Origin of the sequence: Streptomyces albireticuli, assembly GCF_021228125.1 — a bacterium.
In the GTDB taxonomy this organism is placed as follows: Bacteria; Actinomycetota; Actinomycetes; order Streptomycetales; family Streptomycetaceae; genus Streptomyces; species Streptomyces albireticuli.
In genome coordinates this window covers 812,261-829,162 of sequence record NZ_JAJQQS010000003.1, presented here as the reverse complement: position 1 = coordinate 829,162, position 16,902 = coordinate 812,261, and the positions used below count along the sequence as shown (strand labels likewise).

Annotated in this window: 16 protein-coding genes and 2 pseudogenes; 8 read left to right on the top strand and 10 right to left on the bottom strand. The window is 73.2% G+C overall.

Annotated elements, in window-relative coordinates; translation table 11 throughout:
• Positions 1 to 65 precede the first annotated feature (65 nt).
• From LUZ64_RS08070 to wrbA, 6 genes are all read right to left on the bottom strand, one after another.
• Positions 66 to 1,076 (bottom strand): DUF6081 family protein, encoded by a 1,011-nt coding sequence (locus LUZ64_RS08070; RefSeq protein ID WP_143593014.1) that lies wholly within the window; start codon positions 1,074 to 1,076, stop codon positions 66 to 68.
• Positions 1,073 to 2,071, bottom strand: coding sequence for an alpha/beta hydrolase fold domain-containing protein (locus tag LUZ64_RS08065; protein WP_095578882.1), 999 nt, complete (start codon positions 2,069 to 2,071; stop codon positions 1,073 to 1,075). Before LUZ64_RS08065 ends, LUZ64_RS08070 begins: the two co-directional genes overlap by 4 nt.
• A 73-nt stretch (positions 2,072 to 2,144) precedes the next feature.
• Complete coding sequence (locus LUZ64_RS08060) at positions 2,145 to 3,074, bottom strand: NADP-dependent oxidoreductase (protein ID WP_095578869.1); 930 nt, start codon at positions 3,072 to 3,074, stop codon at positions 2,145 to 2,147.
• A 142-nt stretch (positions 3,075 to 3,216) separates the two neighbouring features.
• Positions 3,217 to 3,678 carry a lipocalin-like domain-containing protein gene (locus tag LUZ64_RS08055; RefSeq protein ID WP_095578870.1) on the bottom strand — a complete coding sequence of 154 codons (462 nt, stop codon included), beginning with the start codon at positions 3,676 to 3,678 and terminating at the stop codon, positions 3,217 to 3,219.
• Positions 3,675 to 4,724 (bottom strand): DUF6081 family protein, encoded by a 1,050-nt coding sequence (locus tag LUZ64_RS08050; RefSeq protein ID WP_095578871.1) that lies wholly within the window; start codon positions 4,722 to 4,724, stop codon positions 3,675 to 3,677. Before LUZ64_RS08050 ends, LUZ64_RS08055 begins: the two co-directional genes overlap by 4 nt.
• Before the next feature lie 187 nt (positions 4,725 to 4,911).
• Positions 4,912 to 5,520, bottom strand: coding sequence for an NAD(P)H:quinone oxidoreductase (wrbA, locus tag LUZ64_RS08045; RefSeq protein ID WP_095578872.1), 609 nt, complete (start codon positions 5,518 to 5,520; stop codon positions 4,912 to 4,914).
• Between the two features lie 282 nt (positions 5,521 to 5,802).
• Here wrbA and LUZ64_RS08040 point away from each other — a divergent pair, with 282 nt between their 5' ends.
• Positions 5,803 to 6,450, top strand: coding sequence for a TetR/AcrR family transcriptional regulator (locus LUZ64_RS08040; RefSeq protein WP_232389713.1), 648 nt, complete (start codon positions 5,803 to 5,805; stop codon positions 6,448 to 6,450).
• A gap of 114 nt (positions 6,451 to 6,564) precedes the next feature.
• Positions 6,565 to 7,737 carry an acyl-CoA dehydrogenase family protein gene (locus tag LUZ64_RS08035; protein WP_232389714.1) on the top strand — a complete coding sequence of 391 codons (1,173 nt, stop codon included), beginning with the start codon at positions 6,565 to 6,567 and terminating at the stop codon, positions 7,735 to 7,737.
• 127 nt (positions 7,738 to 7,864) lie between these two features.
• On the opposite strand, the gene LUZ64_RS08030 is transcribed toward LUZ64_RS08035, so the two are convergent.
• The gene (locus LUZ64_RS08030) at positions 7,865 to 8,704 is read right to left on the bottom strand and encodes an AfsR/SARP family transcriptional regulator (protein ID WP_095578873.1); all 840 of its coding nucleotides are present in this window, start codon (positions 8,702 to 8,704) and stop codon (positions 7,865 to 7,867) included.
• A 506-nt stretch (positions 8,705 to 9,210) separates the two neighbouring features.
• On the opposite strand from LUZ64_RS08030, the gene LUZ64_RS08025 reads away from it, so the two are divergent.
• From LUZ64_RS08025 to LUZ64_RS37720, 6 genes and pseudogenes are all read left to right on the top strand, one after another.
• Positions 9,211 to 9,783 carry a DUF5134 domain-containing protein gene (locus LUZ64_RS08025; protein WP_095578874.1) on the top strand — a complete coding sequence of 191 codons (573 nt, stop codon included), beginning with the start codon at positions 9,211 to 9,213 and terminating at the stop codon, positions 9,781 to 9,783.
• Between the two features lie 121 nt (positions 9,784 to 9,904).
• Positions 9,905 to 10,840: a M56 family metallopeptidase gene (locus tag LUZ64_RS08020; RefSeq protein ID WP_095578875.1), complete on the top strand. Its 936-nt coding sequence runs from the start codon at positions 9,905 to 9,907 to the stop codon at positions 10,838 to 10,840.
• Between the two features lie 54 nt (positions 10,841 to 10,894).
• A complete protein-coding gene (locus LUZ64_RS08015; RefSeq protein ID WP_372471935.1) occupies positions 10,895 to 11,671 on the top strand; it encodes a phosphatase PAP2 family protein in 777 nt (258 codons plus the stop codon).
• A gap of 42 nt (positions 11,672 to 11,713) precedes the next feature.
• Positions 11,714 to 12,119: pseudogene (locus LUZ64_RS08010) on the top strand (tetratricopeptide repeat protein).
• 261 nt (positions 12,120 to 12,380) lie between these two features.
• Positions 12,381 to 13,142, top strand: a complete 762-nt coding sequence (locus tag LUZ64_RS37100) for a GNAT family N-acetyltransferase (protein WP_211304970.1) — start codon at positions 12,381 to 12,383, stop codon at positions 13,140 to 13,142.
• 37 nt (positions 13,143 to 13,179) lie between these two features.
• Complete coding sequence (locus LUZ64_RS37720; RefSeq protein ID WP_095580376.1) at positions 13,180 to 13,395, top strand: FAD-dependent oxidoreductase; 216 nt, start codon at positions 13,180 to 13,182, stop codon at positions 13,393 to 13,395.
• Here LUZ64_RS37720 and LUZ64_RS07995 read toward each other — a convergent pair.
• The 3 genes and pseudogenes from LUZ64_RS07995 to LUZ64_RS07985 form a co-directional block, all read right to left on the bottom strand.
• A complete protein-coding gene (locus LUZ64_RS07995) occupies positions 13,377 to 13,985 on the bottom strand; it encodes a TetR/AcrR family transcriptional regulator (protein ID WP_095580377.1) in 609 nt (202 codons plus the stop codon). The genes LUZ64_RS37720 and LUZ64_RS07995 overlap by 19 nt on opposite strands.
• 50 nt (positions 13,986 to 14,035) lie before the next feature.
• Positions 14,036 to 14,997 (bottom strand): annotated as a pseudogene (locus LUZ64_RS07990) (quinone oxidoreductase family protein).
• A gap of 116 nt (positions 14,998 to 15,113) precedes the next feature.
• Complete coding sequence (locus tag LUZ64_RS07985; RefSeq protein ID WP_232389716.1) at positions 15,114 to 16,784, bottom strand: FAD-dependent monooxygenase; 1,671 nt, start codon at positions 16,782 to 16,784, stop codon at positions 15,114 to 15,116.
• Positions 16,785 to 16,902: the final 118 nt, after the last annotated feature.

Genomic DNA, 16,902 nt, shown 5'->3' with positions numbered 1-16,902 from the left:
CGCTCCCGGGAACACCGCGGGGCCCGCGTAGGCGGGCCCCGCTCGCGCGCGCTCGCCGAAGGGCCTCAGCCGCCGGCCGCCTCGGAGACGGAGACCGTATAGGAGGCCACCGTCACCTCGGCCCCCTGTCCGAAGAGCCGGCTGGTCTCCGCGCTGTCGGGGTCCACGAACGTCTGCGGTACGGGCGGTCCCTGGAGCGTGCTGTGGTACTGCTCCGGCCGGGGAGTGAGGCGGACCAGGCCGGACGCGTTCGCGTGGCCCGTCAGCGCTCCGTCCAGTACGGTGAACAGGCCGATACCGGCGGCGAACTGACGCGGCTCGGCCGGCGTGTCCTCGCCCCCGTGCTCGAGCATCAGGTGCTCGCGGCCCGCCAGACGGTATCCGAGCCGGTCCACCCGGAAGACCTCCTCGCCCTCCAGGAGGTAGCGCACCGTTCCGGCGGCGCGGTCGTAGGAGACCCGGCAGTGGTGCACGTCCCCGGGTGCGCGGTCGGCGACGGGAACGGCGTAGAGGAACGCCGCGTAGTCGCCGAGCTGTCCGCGCCCGAAGGGCAGCCGTTCGTAGCAGGCGTACACCTTGGCGTTGGTGAGGAAGAACTCGACACCGATGAAGCTTTCGAAGTCCACGATCGGGGCTGCCGCCGAGGCCAGTCGCAGGTCGCTGTCCGGGTCGGCGACCGCCTCGCCGAAGGGGTGTGCGGCCGTGCCGTAGGTGCGCCCCGAGAACACCGTGTCGAAGTGGAGCACCTGTCCGCGGACCGCGTCGAAGCCCGGCATCCCCCCGGCGGCGCGCTCGTTGGCGTAGGACAGCCATTTGACGTGGTCGATCTCGCCGGGCAGCCCGGCGCCGTTGACGTGGTCCTGCCCCAGGCCGCGTACGAAGGCGGGCTCTCCCGTGACCGGGTTGACGCCGCCGGAGACCACGCGCAACCCTTGGTCCGAGGTCGTCACACGGCCGTCGTCGCCGACGTAGGACTGCTGCGCGTAGTGCCACCAGCGGGCGTCCGGGCCCGTCGCGGTGAACCCGCCGGCGAAGTCGGCGTCCCAGATCACCTTCTCTGCCGCGCCATGACTCACGTGCGTTTCCCTTCCTCGGTGTCGGCGTGCGGTGTGCGGTGTGCCGTGCCGCCCAGTCCGCGGACGAGCGCGTCGGTCTGGTCCATGAGCATCCTGCGGCTCACGGCCGCGTCGGCGACCGAGACCGAGGCGTGGAACGTGCCCGGCCAGTAGCCGATCTCGGTGCGCACCCCCGCCTGGATGAGCCGGTGGGCGTAGATGAGGGCCTCGTCGCGCCCCGGGTCGTACTCGCAGGCGCCCACATACGCGGGCGGCAGTCCGGACAGGTCCGCCGCTCGGGCGGGCGCGGCGTACGCAGGCACCGCGTCGGCGCCGGGCCGGTGGCGCGGCCCCAGGTAGTGACCCCAACTCGCCTGCGCGCACGCCCGGTTCCATTTCGGTGTGTCGGTGAAGGCACGGGCCGAGACCGTTTCGAGGCGGTCGTCGAGCTCCGGCCACATCAGGCACTGCATGCGCAGAGGGGGTCCACCGCGGTCGCGGGCCAGCAGGGCCACCGCGGCGGCCAGTCCGCCTCCGGCGCTCTCGCCGCCGATCCCGAGCCGGTCCCGGTCCACACCGAGCCGGTCCGCGTCGCCCGCCGTCCAGAGCAGGGCGGCGTAGGCGTCCTCGAGACCGGCGGGGAAGGGGTGCTCGGGTGCGAGGCGGTAGGCCGGCGCGATCACGACGGCGCCGGTGCGGTCCGCCAGGCGCAGACACGTGGGGTGCAGGGCGTCCGGGCCGCCGCAGACGAAGCCGCCCCAGTGCAGGTACAGCAGTCCGGGGCCGGGCCGCGCGTCCCGGGCGGCGGGCCGGTAGACGCGGAGCGGCACCGGTGGGGCGCCGTCCGGTCCGGGGGCGGCGGCCTCGGACACCTCGACGGCGCCGAGGGGCCGGTAGGGCGGCCGACGCTCGGTGACGGCCCGGACCGCGGCGCGGGCGGCCACCGGGTCCGTGTAGTCGACCGGGGCGAGGCGCGCCGCCCAGGGAGCGAGCTCGGGATCGTAGTCGTAGGCCACGGCGGTCACCTCGGTGGGGTCGCTTCGCGCGGGGTGCCGCCCGCGGCCCGCCGGGGCCGCGGGCGGCGTGGGCTCAGAAGGTGATGACGAGCTTGCCGCGGGAGTGGGAGCCGGCGAACCGCTGCGCCGCCTCGACGGCCCGGGAGAACGGGAGGGCGTCGACGTGCGTGTCCAGCTGCCGCTCGGCGGCGCGCCGGACGAGGTCCTCGAGCTGCCCGATGCCCTGCTCCACGCCCACATAGGCCGCCGTGACCCCGCGCTCGAACCCCGGCGCGCCGCCCAGCGTGGAGACGAGGAGCCCGTCGGGCTTGGCCGCGGCCGCGGTGGCGGCGAGGCCGGGCCCGGCGTTGACCAGGTCGATCACCACGTCCACGCCGTCGGGGCGGAGGCGGCGCGCCTCCTCGACGACGTCCTTGCCGGTGTAGTCGATCGTCTCGACGGCTCCCAGGCGGCGCAGGTACTCGTCGTCCTCGGGTTTGCCGGTGGCGAGCACCTGGGCTCCGGACCGGTGGGCGAGCTGCACCAGGTAGGACCCGACGCCGCCGGACGCGCCGATCACCAGCGCGCTCTGGCCGGATTTGAGCTGGGCCGCGTCGTGCGCGGCGGCGGCGGTCATGGCCGCCTGCGGGAGGGCGGCGGCGGTCTCCGGCGACAGGGACTGCGGGCGGTGCACCAGGTTCGGGCCCTCGGTGGCCAGCGCGTATTCGGCGACGGTGCCGAAGAACGGGTAGGTGAAGGCCACGACCTCGTCGCCCGCCTTGAAGCGGGACACGCCCTCGCCCACGGCCTCCACCGTTCCCGCGGCGTCGAGCCCGAGGTGGAAGGGGTGCTCCACGGGCATCTGCTCGCGGAACTCGCCCGTGGTGAGGCGGATGTCCAGGGCGTTCAGGCTCGCGGCCCGCACCTTGATCAGAACCTGCCCGGCCTCGGGTGCCGGCTTGGTCACGTCGGTGACCGTCAGCTGGTCGACCGGGCCGTAGGAGGAAGCGATCAGAGCCTTCATGGCGGAGTTTCCTTTGCGTTGAAGAACGATGGACATTGCCCGTGGTCCGCTGTCGTGCGGGTGCGGGGCCGTCGTCCGGCCCCGGGCACGGCGGGGTGGGGTCACCCCGTCCGGCCTTCGGTGCGAGGTGCGCGGGACGGGCTCACCCGCGCACCCGTTCCCAGCAGAGCCGCCGCCGCTGCGGCCGCCCGCCGATCATCGCCGTGCCGTGCAGGACGATCCGATCGCCGTCCTGCTCCAGCTCGCGGACGAGTTCCCGGCCCACTTGGTGGCCGTGGGCGCTGACCTCGACGTGGTGCACCACGGTGCGCTCGTCGGCGAGGCGCCACCGCCCCGCGTACCCCATGAACGTCTCGTGTTGCCGGGCCGGGGCCGCTCCCCCGGCCCGCTGCCCCGGCCCGGCGGCCGCGGAGGGGCCGGTGCGCATCATGCTGACCGCCATGTACCCCTGCTCGTCGTAGATGAGGAGCCCTTCGGGTGCGGGGCCGAGCGGCCCCTCACCGGTGCCGCCCGCCTCGTCCACGTCGACGTACGAGACGAGGCGCCAGGTCCCGGCCAGCTCGGCCGCTGCCGGGACGGGCCGCCCGGCGTCGCGGTGGTTCACCTGCCGTGCCCCTTCCGAACGGTGTAGCGGGCCACGGAGAGGCTCGCGCCCTGGCCGAAGAGCCGGCCGGTCCGCGCGCTCTTGTCGTCCAGGAAGGTCTGCGGCCGGGGCTGTCCCAGGGCCGGGGCGAAGTAGAAGTCCTCCGCGTCGGACAGCCGCACCAGAGCGGCTCCTGCCTGTCCCGGCCGCGCGCCGTCGAGGAGGCTGAACATGCCCATGCCGCCGTTGAGCTGGCGCGGCGCGATGGGTGTCTCCTCGCCCCCGTGGTCGAGGACGAGGTGCCGCGAGGAGTCGAGGCGACGGCCGAGCCGGTCCGTGCGGAAGACCTCGTCGCCGTCGGCCACCCAGCGCACCCGGCCGGCGGAGCGGTCGTAGTGCAGCGCGAGGCGGTGCCGCTGACCGGGCGAGCGCCGGGCGACGGGGATCGCGTAGGAGAACGAGGCGTAGTCGCCCAGCTGCCGGCGGGCGAACGGCAAACGCTCGTAGAAGGCGTAGATCCGGGAGTTGGTCAGGAAGAAGTCGACGACCAGGAGCGTCTCCGGGTCGAAGGCGTTGACCGCGATCGAGGCGAGGCGCAGGTCGTCCTCGGGATCGGCGACGGCCTCACCGAAGGGATGGCCTTCCGTGCCGTACGTACGGCCGGACACATCGGCCTCGAATATCAGCTCCCCTTCGGGCGGCGCGTCGAAGCCGGGGAGTCCGGCGGAGGATTCGTGCTGGATGTAGGCGAGCCATTTGACGTGGTCGAGCAGGCCGGGCAGCCCCTGGCCGTTCTCCCGCTCCTGGGCGAGGGTGCGGACGAACGCGGGGGTGCCGTTCTCGCCGACGCCGCCGGAGTCGACCCGCAGGCCGTGCGCACCGGTGGTGACCACCCCGTCGTCCCCGGTGTGGGGACCGGTCGCGGAGTGGTACCAGCGCGCACCGGGCCCGCTGGTGGCGAAGCCCTCGCTGAAGTCGGTGTCCCACAGCACCTCGCCCTGGTGCGGAGGTTCGCCCGCCGGCGTCGTGGCCCGGTGTAATCGCTGTTCGTCGGGGCGGTCTGCCATGGCTGCTGTTCTCCCCCTGTGATGCCTGGATGTCTGCCCGGCCGTGCCTGCCGCGTCCGGCCGTCGCCGCGCTGGGCGGCCTGTCCCGTGCGACCCTCTCCAGGACCGCTCGAAGACGGCTCGAAGGCGCGGTGCGGTCGCGCGCCGCCGTACGGCCGGGCCCGCGCCCGTGGTGCCGTGCGGCGGTTCAGTTCCGGCCGTCGCCGACGATCCGGGCGGTGATCCGGGCCAGGCGCAGGCCCTGGAAGCGGGCCGCGGCGAGCACCTCCGGCGAGGGGCCGCCGCCCTGCGAGGCGTGGGAGGTGCCGTAGGGATTGCCGCCCGCGGGATAGACACTGGCGTCGGTGTAGCCGGGCGGGACGGTGATCGCGCCCCAGTGGTGCATGGTGTTGTACAGCGCGAGCAGCGTGGACTCGTTGCCGCCGTGGTCATTGGCGGCGCTGGTGAACCCGGTCGCCGTCTTGTCCGCGAGCTCACCGGAGGCCCACAGCCCGCCGGTGGTGTCCAGGAACTGCTTGAGCTGCGCGGAGACGTTTCCGAACCGGGTCGGGGTGCCGAAGGCGACGCCGTGGGCCCAGGCCAGGTCGTCGAGTGCGGCGAGCTCGACGCCGGTGGTGGCGTCGAGGTGCGCCCGCCACGCGGGGTTGGCGTCGATCGCGCTGTCCGGGGCCAGTTCGGCGACCCGGCGCAGGCGCACCTCCGCGCCTCCCTTGTCCGCTCCCTCGGCGACCGCCTGGGCTATCCGGTGCACGTTCCCGGTCGCGGAGTAGTAGATGACGGCGATGTTCAGGCTCATCACGGATTCCTGCCTTGTCGTCCTGCGCGGGCTCGGCCGAGGGGCGCGTGCGATGCGAGTCGGGCAGGTCCGGCGCCGCGCCCACGAACCGCGGCGACCGGCCTCCCTCTCCTGGAACTTCCCTTTGCTCAGCGGGAGTTGTGCCGTGCTAGCGTACGGGGCCAGACACTAACCGGAGCGCACTCCGATTACAAGCGGGATCGGACAACCCCTCCCGCCCGGTTCCGAAGAGGCCACGTAGACTGCCCCGACCGCCCTCCCGGCAGGAAGTGAGGAACCACGGTGGACAGCCGCCGCCCGGCCCCGCCGCCCCCGTCCGGCGCGCCGGGACCGCTGACACCGCTGCCACTGGCCGGAAGGACCGCTCCCGAGCGCGCCGACGCCGCCCGCAACCGCCGCAGGATCCTCGACGCCGCGAGCCGCATCGTGGCCCGGCACGGTGTGCGCGAGCTCACCGTCGACCTGGTCGCGGGCGAGGCCGGGATCGGCGTGGGCACCATCTACCGCCGCTTCGGCGACCGGGCGGGACTGATCTTCGCCCTCCTCGACGAGCACGAGCACCGTTTCCAGCGGGATTTCCTGGCGGGGCCGCCACCGCTGGGACCGGGGGCCGAACCCGTCGCACGCGTCCGGGCCTTCCTGCACGCCCTCGCCGACCGGGTCACCGCACAGTTCGAGCTGATCCTCGCGGCCGAGTCCAGCGCTCCCGGGGCCCGCTACCGCAGCGGTCCGTACGCGGTCCACCACACGCATCTGGTCACGCTGCTCACGCAGGCGAGGCCCCCGGGGGCGGACGCGCGCTTCCTCGCCGACGCGCTCCTCGCTCCGCTCTCCGCCCTCTTGATGGACCATCAGCGGAAGGCGCGGGGGATGACCGCCCAGGACGTCAAGACCGGTCTCGACGACCTCCTGCGCTGGTCGCTGGGCTGAACCTCCGGCTCTTCCAGCCGGTATCGAGCCGACTTCGACGGCGGCGGACGAGTGTCTGGAACGCCCCAACCGAGCCGAGCCGTGGGCTGCCACGGAGACCAGTGAGGTACCGGGATGCTGGACCGATCCCCACAGCGCGTCGCCACCACCGCACCCTCCACGACCATGTCCGAAGCGGCTCCGGCGGCCGCCGGCGTCGCCGCCCTCGCCGCCGAGCGCGCGACCTCGGCGGAAGCCGCGCGCAGGCTCGACCCGGACGTGGCCCGGGCCCTGGTCGACGCCGGATTCTCCCGGCACTTCGTCCCCCTCGAGTGCGGCGGGAACGCCGGCACGTTCCGGGAACTGACCCCGGCGGTGGCCGAGATAGGCCGGGAGTGCGCGGCCACCGCCTGGTGCGCCTCGCTGATGGCCAACCTCTCGCGGATGGCCGCGTTCCTGCCCGCGGAGGGCTTCCGCGAGGTGTGGGCGGACGGTCCGGACGCCGTCGTGGTCGGGTCCCTGATGCCGGCCGGCCGGGCCCGCAAGGTGCCGGGCGGCTGGCGGGTGAGCGGCCGGTGGTCCTACATCAGCGCGGTGGACTCCTCCCACTGGGCGCTGGTGTGCGCCACCGTCCCCGGCGCGGAGCGCTCCTCGGCCAAGGTGTTCGCGGTGCCCAGGGCGCAGTTCTCCGTCGCCGACACCTGGTTCAACATCGGCATGCGGGCCACCGGAAGCAACACCGTCACGGTCGAGGACGTCCTCGTCCCCGACGCCCGGTGCTTCGACCGCCAGGACCTCTTCACCGGACGCGCCGTGGACTCGGCCGCACCCTGCCACTCGGTGCCGCTCGAAGCGGTCAACGGCCTTTCCTTCGCGACCCCGGTGCTCGGCGCCGCGCGCGGGGCGCTCGCCGCCTGGTCGGCGTACCTCACCGAGAAGGCCAGGTCCGCCGCGGCGCGCCCGGACGCCCCGCAGGTCGACCGGGCCTCGGCGCACGCCACGCTGGCGCGCTGCGCGGCCGACATCGACGCCGCGGCACTCCTCCTCGAACGCGCCTCGCTGATCGGCGACAAGGGCGCGGCGGCCACCCGCCTCGAGGTGACGCGCAATCTGCGCGACTGCTCCTACGCCGTCGACGTCCTGGTCACTTCGGTGAACCGGCTCTTTCACGCGGCGGGCACCTCGGGGCAGGCCGAGAGCAACCCGCTGCAACGGCTGTGGCGGGACGTCAACTCCGCCGCCAGCCACATCGCGCTCCAGTTCCAGCCCGCGGCGGACTCCTACGCGGCCCAGTGCCTGGCGATCTGAGCACGGGACCGGAAAGGACCCCGGGAAGACCGGCACGCCCCGGGCCGGGGCGGACGCACGACCCGGTGCCCGGGCCTGTCGGGCCCGGGCACCGGGGGCGGCCCGCGACGCGCGTGACGGACCGGGGCTAGCCGGCCTTGGCGCGCAGGCCCCAGGGCACGTCGAAGCGGTCGCGCGGAGCGACACCCCGCGTGGGCCGGTCCTCGTCGTACCGGCCGTGGTTCAGCACCTCGTACTGGAGCCGCCGGATCTCCGGCGCCGGTTCGACGCCGAGTTCCTGGTCCAGGACGGTGCGCAGCTGCTGGTACGCCCGAAGGGCGTCGGCCCGCCGCCCGGTCTTGTACAGGGCTTCGATCAGCTGGGCGTGAAAGTGCTCGTTGAGCGGGTGGAACGCGACCAGCGAGCTGAGCTCGGGCACCAGCTCCTGGTAGAAGCCGAGCCGCCGCAGCACCTCGATACGCAGGTTGATCGCCCGGATGCGCACCTCGCACAGGTGTGTAAGGTGCGCGCTGAGCACTCTGCCCAAGGCCATTCCGGAGAAGGCGGGGCCGTGCCACATCGCCAGGGCCTCGTCCAGCCGCGCCATCGCGTCCTCGGGGCGGCCCGCGTCCAGGAGCCCCTTGCCTTCCCTGACGAGGCGCTCGAAGCGCTTGCTGTCGACGAGCTCCTCGTCGGCCAGGATGGCGTACCCGGGCGGCCGGGTCACGAGCACCTCGTGCCCGGCCTGCCCGGGCAGCTCCCGGTCGAACATCTGCCGTGCGTGGTAGACGTACGTCTGCAGCGTGGTCCGGGCGCTGCGCGGTAATCGCTGCCCCCACAGCTCTTCGAGGAGAGTGTCGGAACTGACCGTCTCCCGGCACCGCACAAGGAGCAGCGCGATCACCTGTCCCGTCTTCGAGGTGTTCAGCTCCAGGGACCGTCCGTCGTCGGTCACCATTTCCAGAGCACCGAGCACGTTGAACTTCACTGGCATTCCCCCGGCATTTCACGTCGTCTTCCGGCCTTGGGATCCCCCTGTGAAATAGGGCGCCGATCAGTGCAGGTCAGTGCAGATCAGCCACCCTTCGACCAGGCTGACGAAGCCTGGGAAGCGACCCCCGCCAATTTCCCCCGCCGGCCGCGCCCGAGCGAGACCGGCCTTTGATGCTTCTGTCAAGCATGGCACCTCTTCGATCGGGAACAAAGCATTCCACCCCGGAATGATCAATTCATGCGAGTCAAGTTACCGTATTGACCGAATTCCCTCCTGATCGAAATCACCGAAGTGACCGGTGAACCCTTACCAGTGACACCTCGTCAGGTTTTTCGATCTTCGGCCGGGCGGGGCGCCTCAGGCGAATGCGCGGGCGCACGCTCGGGCGCCCTGTGCTCCCCCTGTGCGCCCGTGCGCTCCCGTGCCACGCGCGGTAAGGGGAATCCTCCGGAGGTGGATCCGCGCGTCCGGGCGGACCCGCGCGTCCGGGGAGGTGTGCCGTGCAAGGACCGCCGCTGGTCGGCTGGTTGCTGGTGGCGCTGTGCGCCGCGACGGGCGCGTACTGCCTGGCCCGGATAGGGGCGGACGCGGGCCCGGTGGGCGGCAGGGCCACCGGCGGGGACGCCCTGATGGGGCTCGGCATGGCCGCGATGGCCGTGCCGACCGCCGTGCTGGACACCCGCCCGTGGGGCGCGCCGCTGTTCGCGGCCGTCTTCGGAGCGGCCGGGCTGCGGTCGCTGCTGGTGGCGGCGCGGGGCCGCACGGAGCCGAACCACCTGCACCACGCGGTGGGCGCGTTCGCGATGGTCTATATGGCGCTGGCGATGGCGGGCGCCCCCATGGCCGGTCACTCGGGGCATACGGCGGCGGGTCACGAACCGGCGGGAACACCGCTGCTGACAGGACTGCTGCTGGTGTATTTCGCGGTGTACGTGGTCCGCACGGTGGCGGTGCTGGTGCCGGTGGTGGCCGCGACGTCGGGTGAGGTCACCTGGCCGGGCCGCCCGAACCTCACCAACGCCTGCCGGTTGTCCATGGGCATCGGCATGCTGGCGATGCTCCTGACGATGTGAACGGCCTGACGATGTGAACGGGTGGTCCGGTTCCCCGAGGGCGCCGCGCGGGGCCGTGGCATGCGTCACTTCGCGCACCGGGGCGTACCCGCGCACGGCCCGGCCCTCATAGGCTGCGGCCATGATGGTCCCGCTCGCCTTGCTGGTCCTCGCCGGACTGGTCGCGGCAATGGCGCCGCGCCTGCTGACCCGCTCCGACTGGCCCGACCGCGAACCCGTCGTGGCCCTGTGGGTATGGCAGTGCGTCGTGGCGGCCGTGCTGCTGTGCTGCGCCCTCGCGATGTCGCTGAGCGCTGCCGCGGCCTGGGAGGCGGTGCGCGGCCATGTCTTCGCGGTCGCGCCGCACGCGGTGGTGGAGGCGTACGCCCTGACCTCCTATGCCTCGTGGGCGGCGCCGCTGGCGGTCGCCCTGGCGTGCGGGGCGGTGTGGACGGCGGCCATGCTCACCCGGGAGGTGCGTGGGGCGCGGGCCCGGCGCCGGCGCCGGCGCGCGGAGCTGGTCGTACGCTCCCCCCGGCTGCCCGGCGAGGACGCGGGCGCGGAGCGGCTGGTGGTGCTGGAGGGCGAGCGGCCCGACGCGTGGTCGCTGGGCGGCGCCGCTCCTCAGCTGGTGATCACCACGGCGGCGCTGCGGCGGCTCAAGGGCGAGCGGCTGGACGCCGTACTGGCTCACGAGCAGGGACACGCCCGGGCCCGGCACGACTGGCTGCTGCACTGCTCGGGCGCGCTGGCGAACGGCTTCCCGCAGGTGCCGGTGTTCGCGGCGTTCCGTGACCAGGTGCACCACCTGGTGGAGCTGGCCGCGGACGACGCGGCGTCGCGCCGGTTCGGCAGGCTGAACACCGCGCTGGCGCTGGTCGAACTCAACGAGGACCGCGGGGTGTTCGGGCCCTGTCCGGCCCAGCTCTCTCAGGTGCCCGGCCGAGTGCACCGGCTGCTGGCACCGACGCCCCGGCTGACGGCGGCGCGGCGGCTGCGGCTCACCGCCGCGGCGGCGCTGGTGCCGGCGGTCCCCCTGCTGGTCACCTTCGTGCCGGGGCTCAGCGCGCTCGGCTGACGGGCGGCCACCGGCGTCTGGTGCCGGCGCGGTCCGATCGGCGACGATCTGATCATGCATTCTCCGCGGCGCCCTCCTCCCCCGCCCCCGGCCGACTCCCTCCGCCCGTACAGGCCCATGGCGCCGCTACGAGTGGGTGCCACCCTCGGCGCGCTGTTTGTGGTGCTCCTGGTGCTGGTGAGCACGAGCTGGGCTCCGCTGCTGACGCTGGACGGGCGGCTCGCGGACGGGCTGCACCCGGTGGCCACGGGTCACCGCGGCTGGACCCATGCCATGCGCGTGCTGTCGGACTGGCTCTGGGACCCCTGGACGATGCGGGCGGCGCTCGCCATGACGGCCCTCTGGCTGCTTCGGCGGCGGGAAGGGGTACTGGCGCTCTGGATCGCCGTCACGTCACTCCTCGGCACCGCCCTCCAGCAGGGGCTGAAGGCGGCCGTGGGCCGCGACCGGCCGTCGTGGCCCGATCCGGTGGCGACGGCGCGCTACCAGGCGTTTCCGTCGGGCCACGCCCTGACCGCGACGGTGGCCTGCGGGCTGCTGGTGTGGCTGCTGTGGCTGCACGGCGCCGGCCCGCGGTGGGTGCGCGGCGCTTCGGCGGCCGCCGTGGTGTCGGTGGCCGGGGTGGGCTTCACCCGGGTGTATCTGGGGGTGCACTGGCTGTCGGACGTGGTGGGCGGGTGTCTGCTGGGCGGGGCGCTGGTGGCGGTGTCGGCGGGGGCGTACGCGAGGGCGGCGGGACGGAGCGGGGTCGCCGCCGGGGCCGGGACCGGGGCCGGGGCCGGAACCGGGGCGGGAACCGGGAAACGGCCTCGGAAGGACCCGCGGAAATAGTTCAAGCTTCACTTATGTTGGGGTGGGGGAAAGGAGCCGTCCATGACCGACTTCACCCCGTTCTCGCCCACCGCCGAGCCGCCGGCCACGCCGCACCCGCTGGCGGACGAGTACGCGCGCGCCCACCTCTTCTTCGAGGCCAGGGACTACACCGAGGCCGCCCGCATCCTGGCCCCGGTCGTCGAGGCCGAGCCGGGCCCACCTCGCGGCCCGGCTGCTGCTCGCGCGCTCCTACTACCACTCCGCCCAGCTCCGACGGGCCGAGGCGGAGGCCCGCCGCGTGATCGCCCACGCCCCGGCGGAGGCCTACGCCTACCTGCTGCTGGGCCGCAGCCTGGAACGCCAGAACCGCATGGAGGACGCGGCTCCGTACTTGCGGCTGGCGGCGGCGATGGACAGCTCGTACGCGCGCGGGGAGGAGGACACGCGGAGCGCCGGAGGCGCGTAACGCCCCGCCGGCCCGGTAGGGCCGGCCCGCGCAAACCGATGGGAACAAAGGCGACCAGGCTCCGCTGCGGTAGGGCCCGTTTTCCAGCGGCCATTTCTTCATGTCGTCACTCGACGTCTCGAATTGTGAGGGGAGGCCGCTACCCCGCCCGGCCGGGGAGCGTACGCGGGGTCTGCTGAAAGGGCTCTGCTCTATTCTCGATTTCATGATCGAGGATATTCCGGTCTCCGACATTCCGACGCGGGAAGGGGATGGGTCCGCGTGAACAGCGAGGACATTCTGGTGGGGCTCGACGAGGAGCGCCGGGCTTCCGGGGAGAGCTCCGGACGGGGCGGAGTCGTCCGCGAGTACGCCGCGGACGACTCCGAGTGCCGGATCGTGTACGCGCGTTGTGCACCCGAGGAGCTGGACGACGTGATCCAGGAGGAGATGGCGCGGGCGAAGGCCCAGGGCGGCACCCTGGAGTGGAAGCTGTACGGCCATGACACCCCCGCGGATCTGGCTGACCGGCTCACCGCGGCCGGGTTCGAGGCGGACGACCGGGAGAGCGTGCTGGTACTTCCCGTGGACGAGGCGGCCCTGGCCTCCTTCACCCCGGAGGGCCGGGACATCAGGCGCGTGACCGACGAACGCGGGCTGGAGGACTACGCGGAGATCGCCCGCGCGCTCGGGCGGAAGAACGCCGAGGAGGAGCGGCGGCGGCTCGCCGCCGAACTGCGCGACGCGCCCGAGGCGATGAGCATCCACATCGCCTACGTCGACGGGGTGCCGGCCTCCTGCGGCCGGGTCCACTTCCGGCCGGGCGGCCCCTACGCCGAGCTGGCGGGCGGCAGGACCCGCCCGGAGCACCGGCGGAAGGGACTGTTCACGGCGCTGGTGGGCAGCAGGCTGCGGGAGGCGCGCGAGCGGGGGCGTACCCACGTCTTCGTCGACGCGCTGCCCACCTCCGAACCCACCTTGTGCAAGCGGGGGTTCGAGGTCGTGACCTGGACGAGGCCCTTCGTGTACGAACCCGGCAGCTGAGCCGGTCCGGACGGCGGGGAAGGCGGAGGGAAGGCACATGACAGCGGATGTCGTCGTGGTCGGCAGCGGGCCGAACGGCCTGTCGGCCGCGGTCGCCATGGCCCGGTCCGGTCTGCGCGTCGAGGTGTACGAGGCGGCGCCGGAGGCCGGTGGCGGGCCGCACACCAACCCTCTTCCGGGAGGACGTGGTGCACGACAACGGTCATCGCGCCGGCCCCCGACCGACGTGATCACTCAGCCGCCGGACCCCTGATCGCCGGACCCCCGCAGATGCGCGATGCCCCGGTCCAGGGCCGCTTCCAGATGTTCCATGCCTCCCGTCGTCATCAGGATCATCACGCCGCCCTGGACTCCGGCGAGGAGTGCCGCGGCTTCGCGATCGGCGTCCAGGCCGGGGACCACCTCGCCACTGCCCTGCATATGGCGGATTCCCGCGGCGAGTTGGTCCTGCCATCGCCCCAGGAGTCCGCGGGCCACGGACCGCGCGGCGTCCGTGGCCGATCCGAGCTGGGACACGGCCGCGTGCAGCGGACAGTTCTCGCCCTGCTCGCGGTAGCGGGCGACCACCTTGTCCCGCCACTCCCACCAAGCGGCCCAGCTGGTGAGCGAGCCCAGCTCCGGCTGCTGGTCGTCGATGACCCGGTCCGCCTCGTGCCGGGCCACGGCCAGCAGCAATTCGTCCTTCCCGCCGGGGAAGTAGTGGAACAGCTGGCTCTTGCTGGTCGCCGTGCGCGCCATGACGTCCTCGAGCCGCAGGGAGAACACTCCTTGGTCGCGGAACTCCTCGGCGGCTCCCTCGATGATGCGCCGCTTGGTCGCGGCGCCCTTGCGGGTCAACGGCACAGGTCCTCCTTGTGCGGTGAAGCATGTCCGGCGGGGATGCCCAAGGCCGGTCAGGGCAGGAGGAGCAGTTTCCCGGTGGTCCTGCGCGACTCGATGTCCGCGTGGCCTTCGCCGCGTCCGCCAGGGCGTAGCGGCCTCCGATGCGGGGGGTGAGCCGCCCGCCGAGGACCAGGTCGAAGATCTCTCCGGTGCGGCGGACCAGGGCCTCGCGGGTGGGCACGTGGTGGTGCATCACCGGGTAGGTCAGCATGATGCTGTTGGGCAGGTCGGTCGGCCGGAGGGACGGAACGCCCATGTACGGGCCGTAGTACACGTGCACCCCGTGCGGGCGCAGGGCGAGCTGGGAGGAGCGGAACGTCTCGCTGCCACCACCGTCGTAGACGACATCGGCTCCCCGGCCGCCGGTCAGTTCCCTGACCCGGTCCTCGAAACCGCCACCGGATCGGACGAGCACATGGCCGGCGCCGGCCTCCTTCGCGGCGGCGACCTTCTCCTCGCGGGAGACCAGGCCGATCACCTCACCACCACGGGCCTTGATCATCTGAGTGAGCAGCAGGCCCACTCCGCCCGCCGCCGCGTGCACCACGGCCGTGTCGCCCGGACCGATCGCATAGGTCTCCGTGCTGAGGTGGCTCGCGGTGATTCCTTGGAGCATGACGGCGGCCGCGGTCTCGTCGGTGATGGCGTCGGGCACCTTGACCAGCGAGTCCGCCGAGACGGCGAGTAACTCGGCGTAGCTGCCCGGGTGGTAGAACCAGGCCACCCGGTCACCGACGGCCAGGCCCTCGACACCCGCGCCCAGGGCCGTGACGTATCCCATCCCTTCGGCGCCCAGGACCACGGGAGCCTCCCAGCCCGGGGCGCCCTGCGCGCGGGCGCCGGTGTCCATGTAGTTCACTCCCGCGGCCCCGAGCCGGACCAGCGCCTCACCGGGGCCGGGGACCGGATCCGGCAGCTCGGTCCATCGCATGACCTCGGGACCGCCGTGTTCCTCGATACGGATCGCGTGCATGAGCAGCACCTCTCTGGGTGAACGAACGTGTGGTGAAGGGGTATGGCGATCACCGTAGGCAGCCAGGATTGGACCCACAAGTCCACTCCTGCGACGCGCCGGGCCGGGCCGGACCGTCAGGAGGGCGCCTGACCGGTGAGGGTGGCGAGGGCGTGCTGGAGGGTGGCATCGCTCGGCGGACGGTCGGGCCAGCGGGCGCCGACATGGCCGTCGGGCCGGATGAGCAGCGCTCCGCTCGGGCCGATACCGCAACGGCCGGCGTGCTCGCCGGGGAGGGTTTCGACGCGCAGCGGCCACGGCGCGGCGGCGCATCGCGCCCAGCGGGAAGGGTCCGGGGTGAGGAGAGTGAACCATTCGCCGAAGGCGTCGAGGGTGGAGCGGTCGCGCGCGAGCCGGAGGTGTGGCATGCGGTGGCCGGGCTCCGCGGTGGGGACGTATTCCGTACCGGCGTCCGGGTCCTCGTGCGTTTCCTCGCGCGTTTCCTCGTGCGATTCCTCGTGCGTTTCCTCGTCCGCCCTCTCCTCCGTCCTCTCCTCCGTCTTCTCACCCGCGCCCGACGGCCCCGCTCGGGTGCTGTCGCCTGCGAGGACGGCACCGGAGCGGTAGACGGCGCCGAGGACAAGGCCGAGCTGGGCGAAGAAGCCTTTCGACCAGGGAAGTTCGACGTGGGACGGCACCGTCTCACCGGAGCGCAGTTGCTCGCGGCGCCGGTTCTGCACATGGAGCGCGAGCTGGGCGTTGGCCACCGCCTGGCGGAGGGTCCGGAGGGCGACGGGGTGCCGTTCCGCCTCGTAGGTGTCCAGCAGGCCGGGCGCGGCCCACCCGTGGAGCACGCCCGCCAGCTTCCAGCACAGGTTGTGCGCGTCGGCGATGCCGGTGTTCATGCCCAAGCCGCCGATGATGGGGATCGCGTGCGCGGCGTCGCCGGCCAGCAGGTTCCGGCCGTGACGGAAGCGTTCGGCGACGGACGCGTTCATCACCCAGTGCTGGACCCGCACCACCTCGACACGTACGTCGGCGCCGGGGCCGAGGGCACGGGAGACGAGACCGGGCCAGTCGGCGTGCGCGGCGTCCTCGGGTGTGGGACCGAACCAGGCCCAGCCTCCTTCGGGGTAGAGCGGGGTGAACGATCCGTGCGCGGTGAAGTAGACCCCGGCGGGCCGGCGGGCGCACCAGCGGCTGAGGTCGGCGTCGAACACGACGGTCGTGAAGCCCCCCATCGCTCCCGGGCCGGAGGTGTCGATTCCCAGCCGCTGCCGGACGGTGGAGTTCGCGCCGTCGGCGGCGAGTACGTAACGGGCGCGGACGCGGGTCTCGTGACCGCTCCGGTGGTCGACGAGCGAGGCCACTACGCCGTCGGGCTCCTCCGCCAGGTCGACGAGCTCGGCCCCGAACCGCACCGGCGTGTCCGCCGCGGCGAGCAGGAGGGGTTCCAGCCGGTCCTGCGAGGTGACCACGCCGGTCGCGGGGCTCTCGGGTACGGGCGCGTCGACCCCGGCCATCGCCGCCGTGGCGAAGTCGCGGTCGTACAGCGTGTCGCGGAAGCGGATGCGGCCGTACTCGGGCGCGAACGCGCGCGCCGTGATCCCGGCGGCGAGCCCGAGCCCGCGGAAGATCTCCATCGAGCGCACGTTGACCAGCCGGGCCCGGGGAAACGGTGACAGCTCGCGGTGCCTCTCGACCAGCAGGGACCGCACACCCCAGCGTTCCAGCAGCACTCGGGCGGTGAGCCCGACCGGTCCACCACCGACGATCAGTACCGCCACCTCGGTGTCCGCGACGGGCATGTCGAGCTCCTCCCGCTCACCCCGGCCCCGCGCGGCACACGGCCCCGGACCGCCATGAGATCAATCTTCCGCACCGGCCACCCGCGATCGCCCTTCCCTCCCTCCGACACGCCCTTGG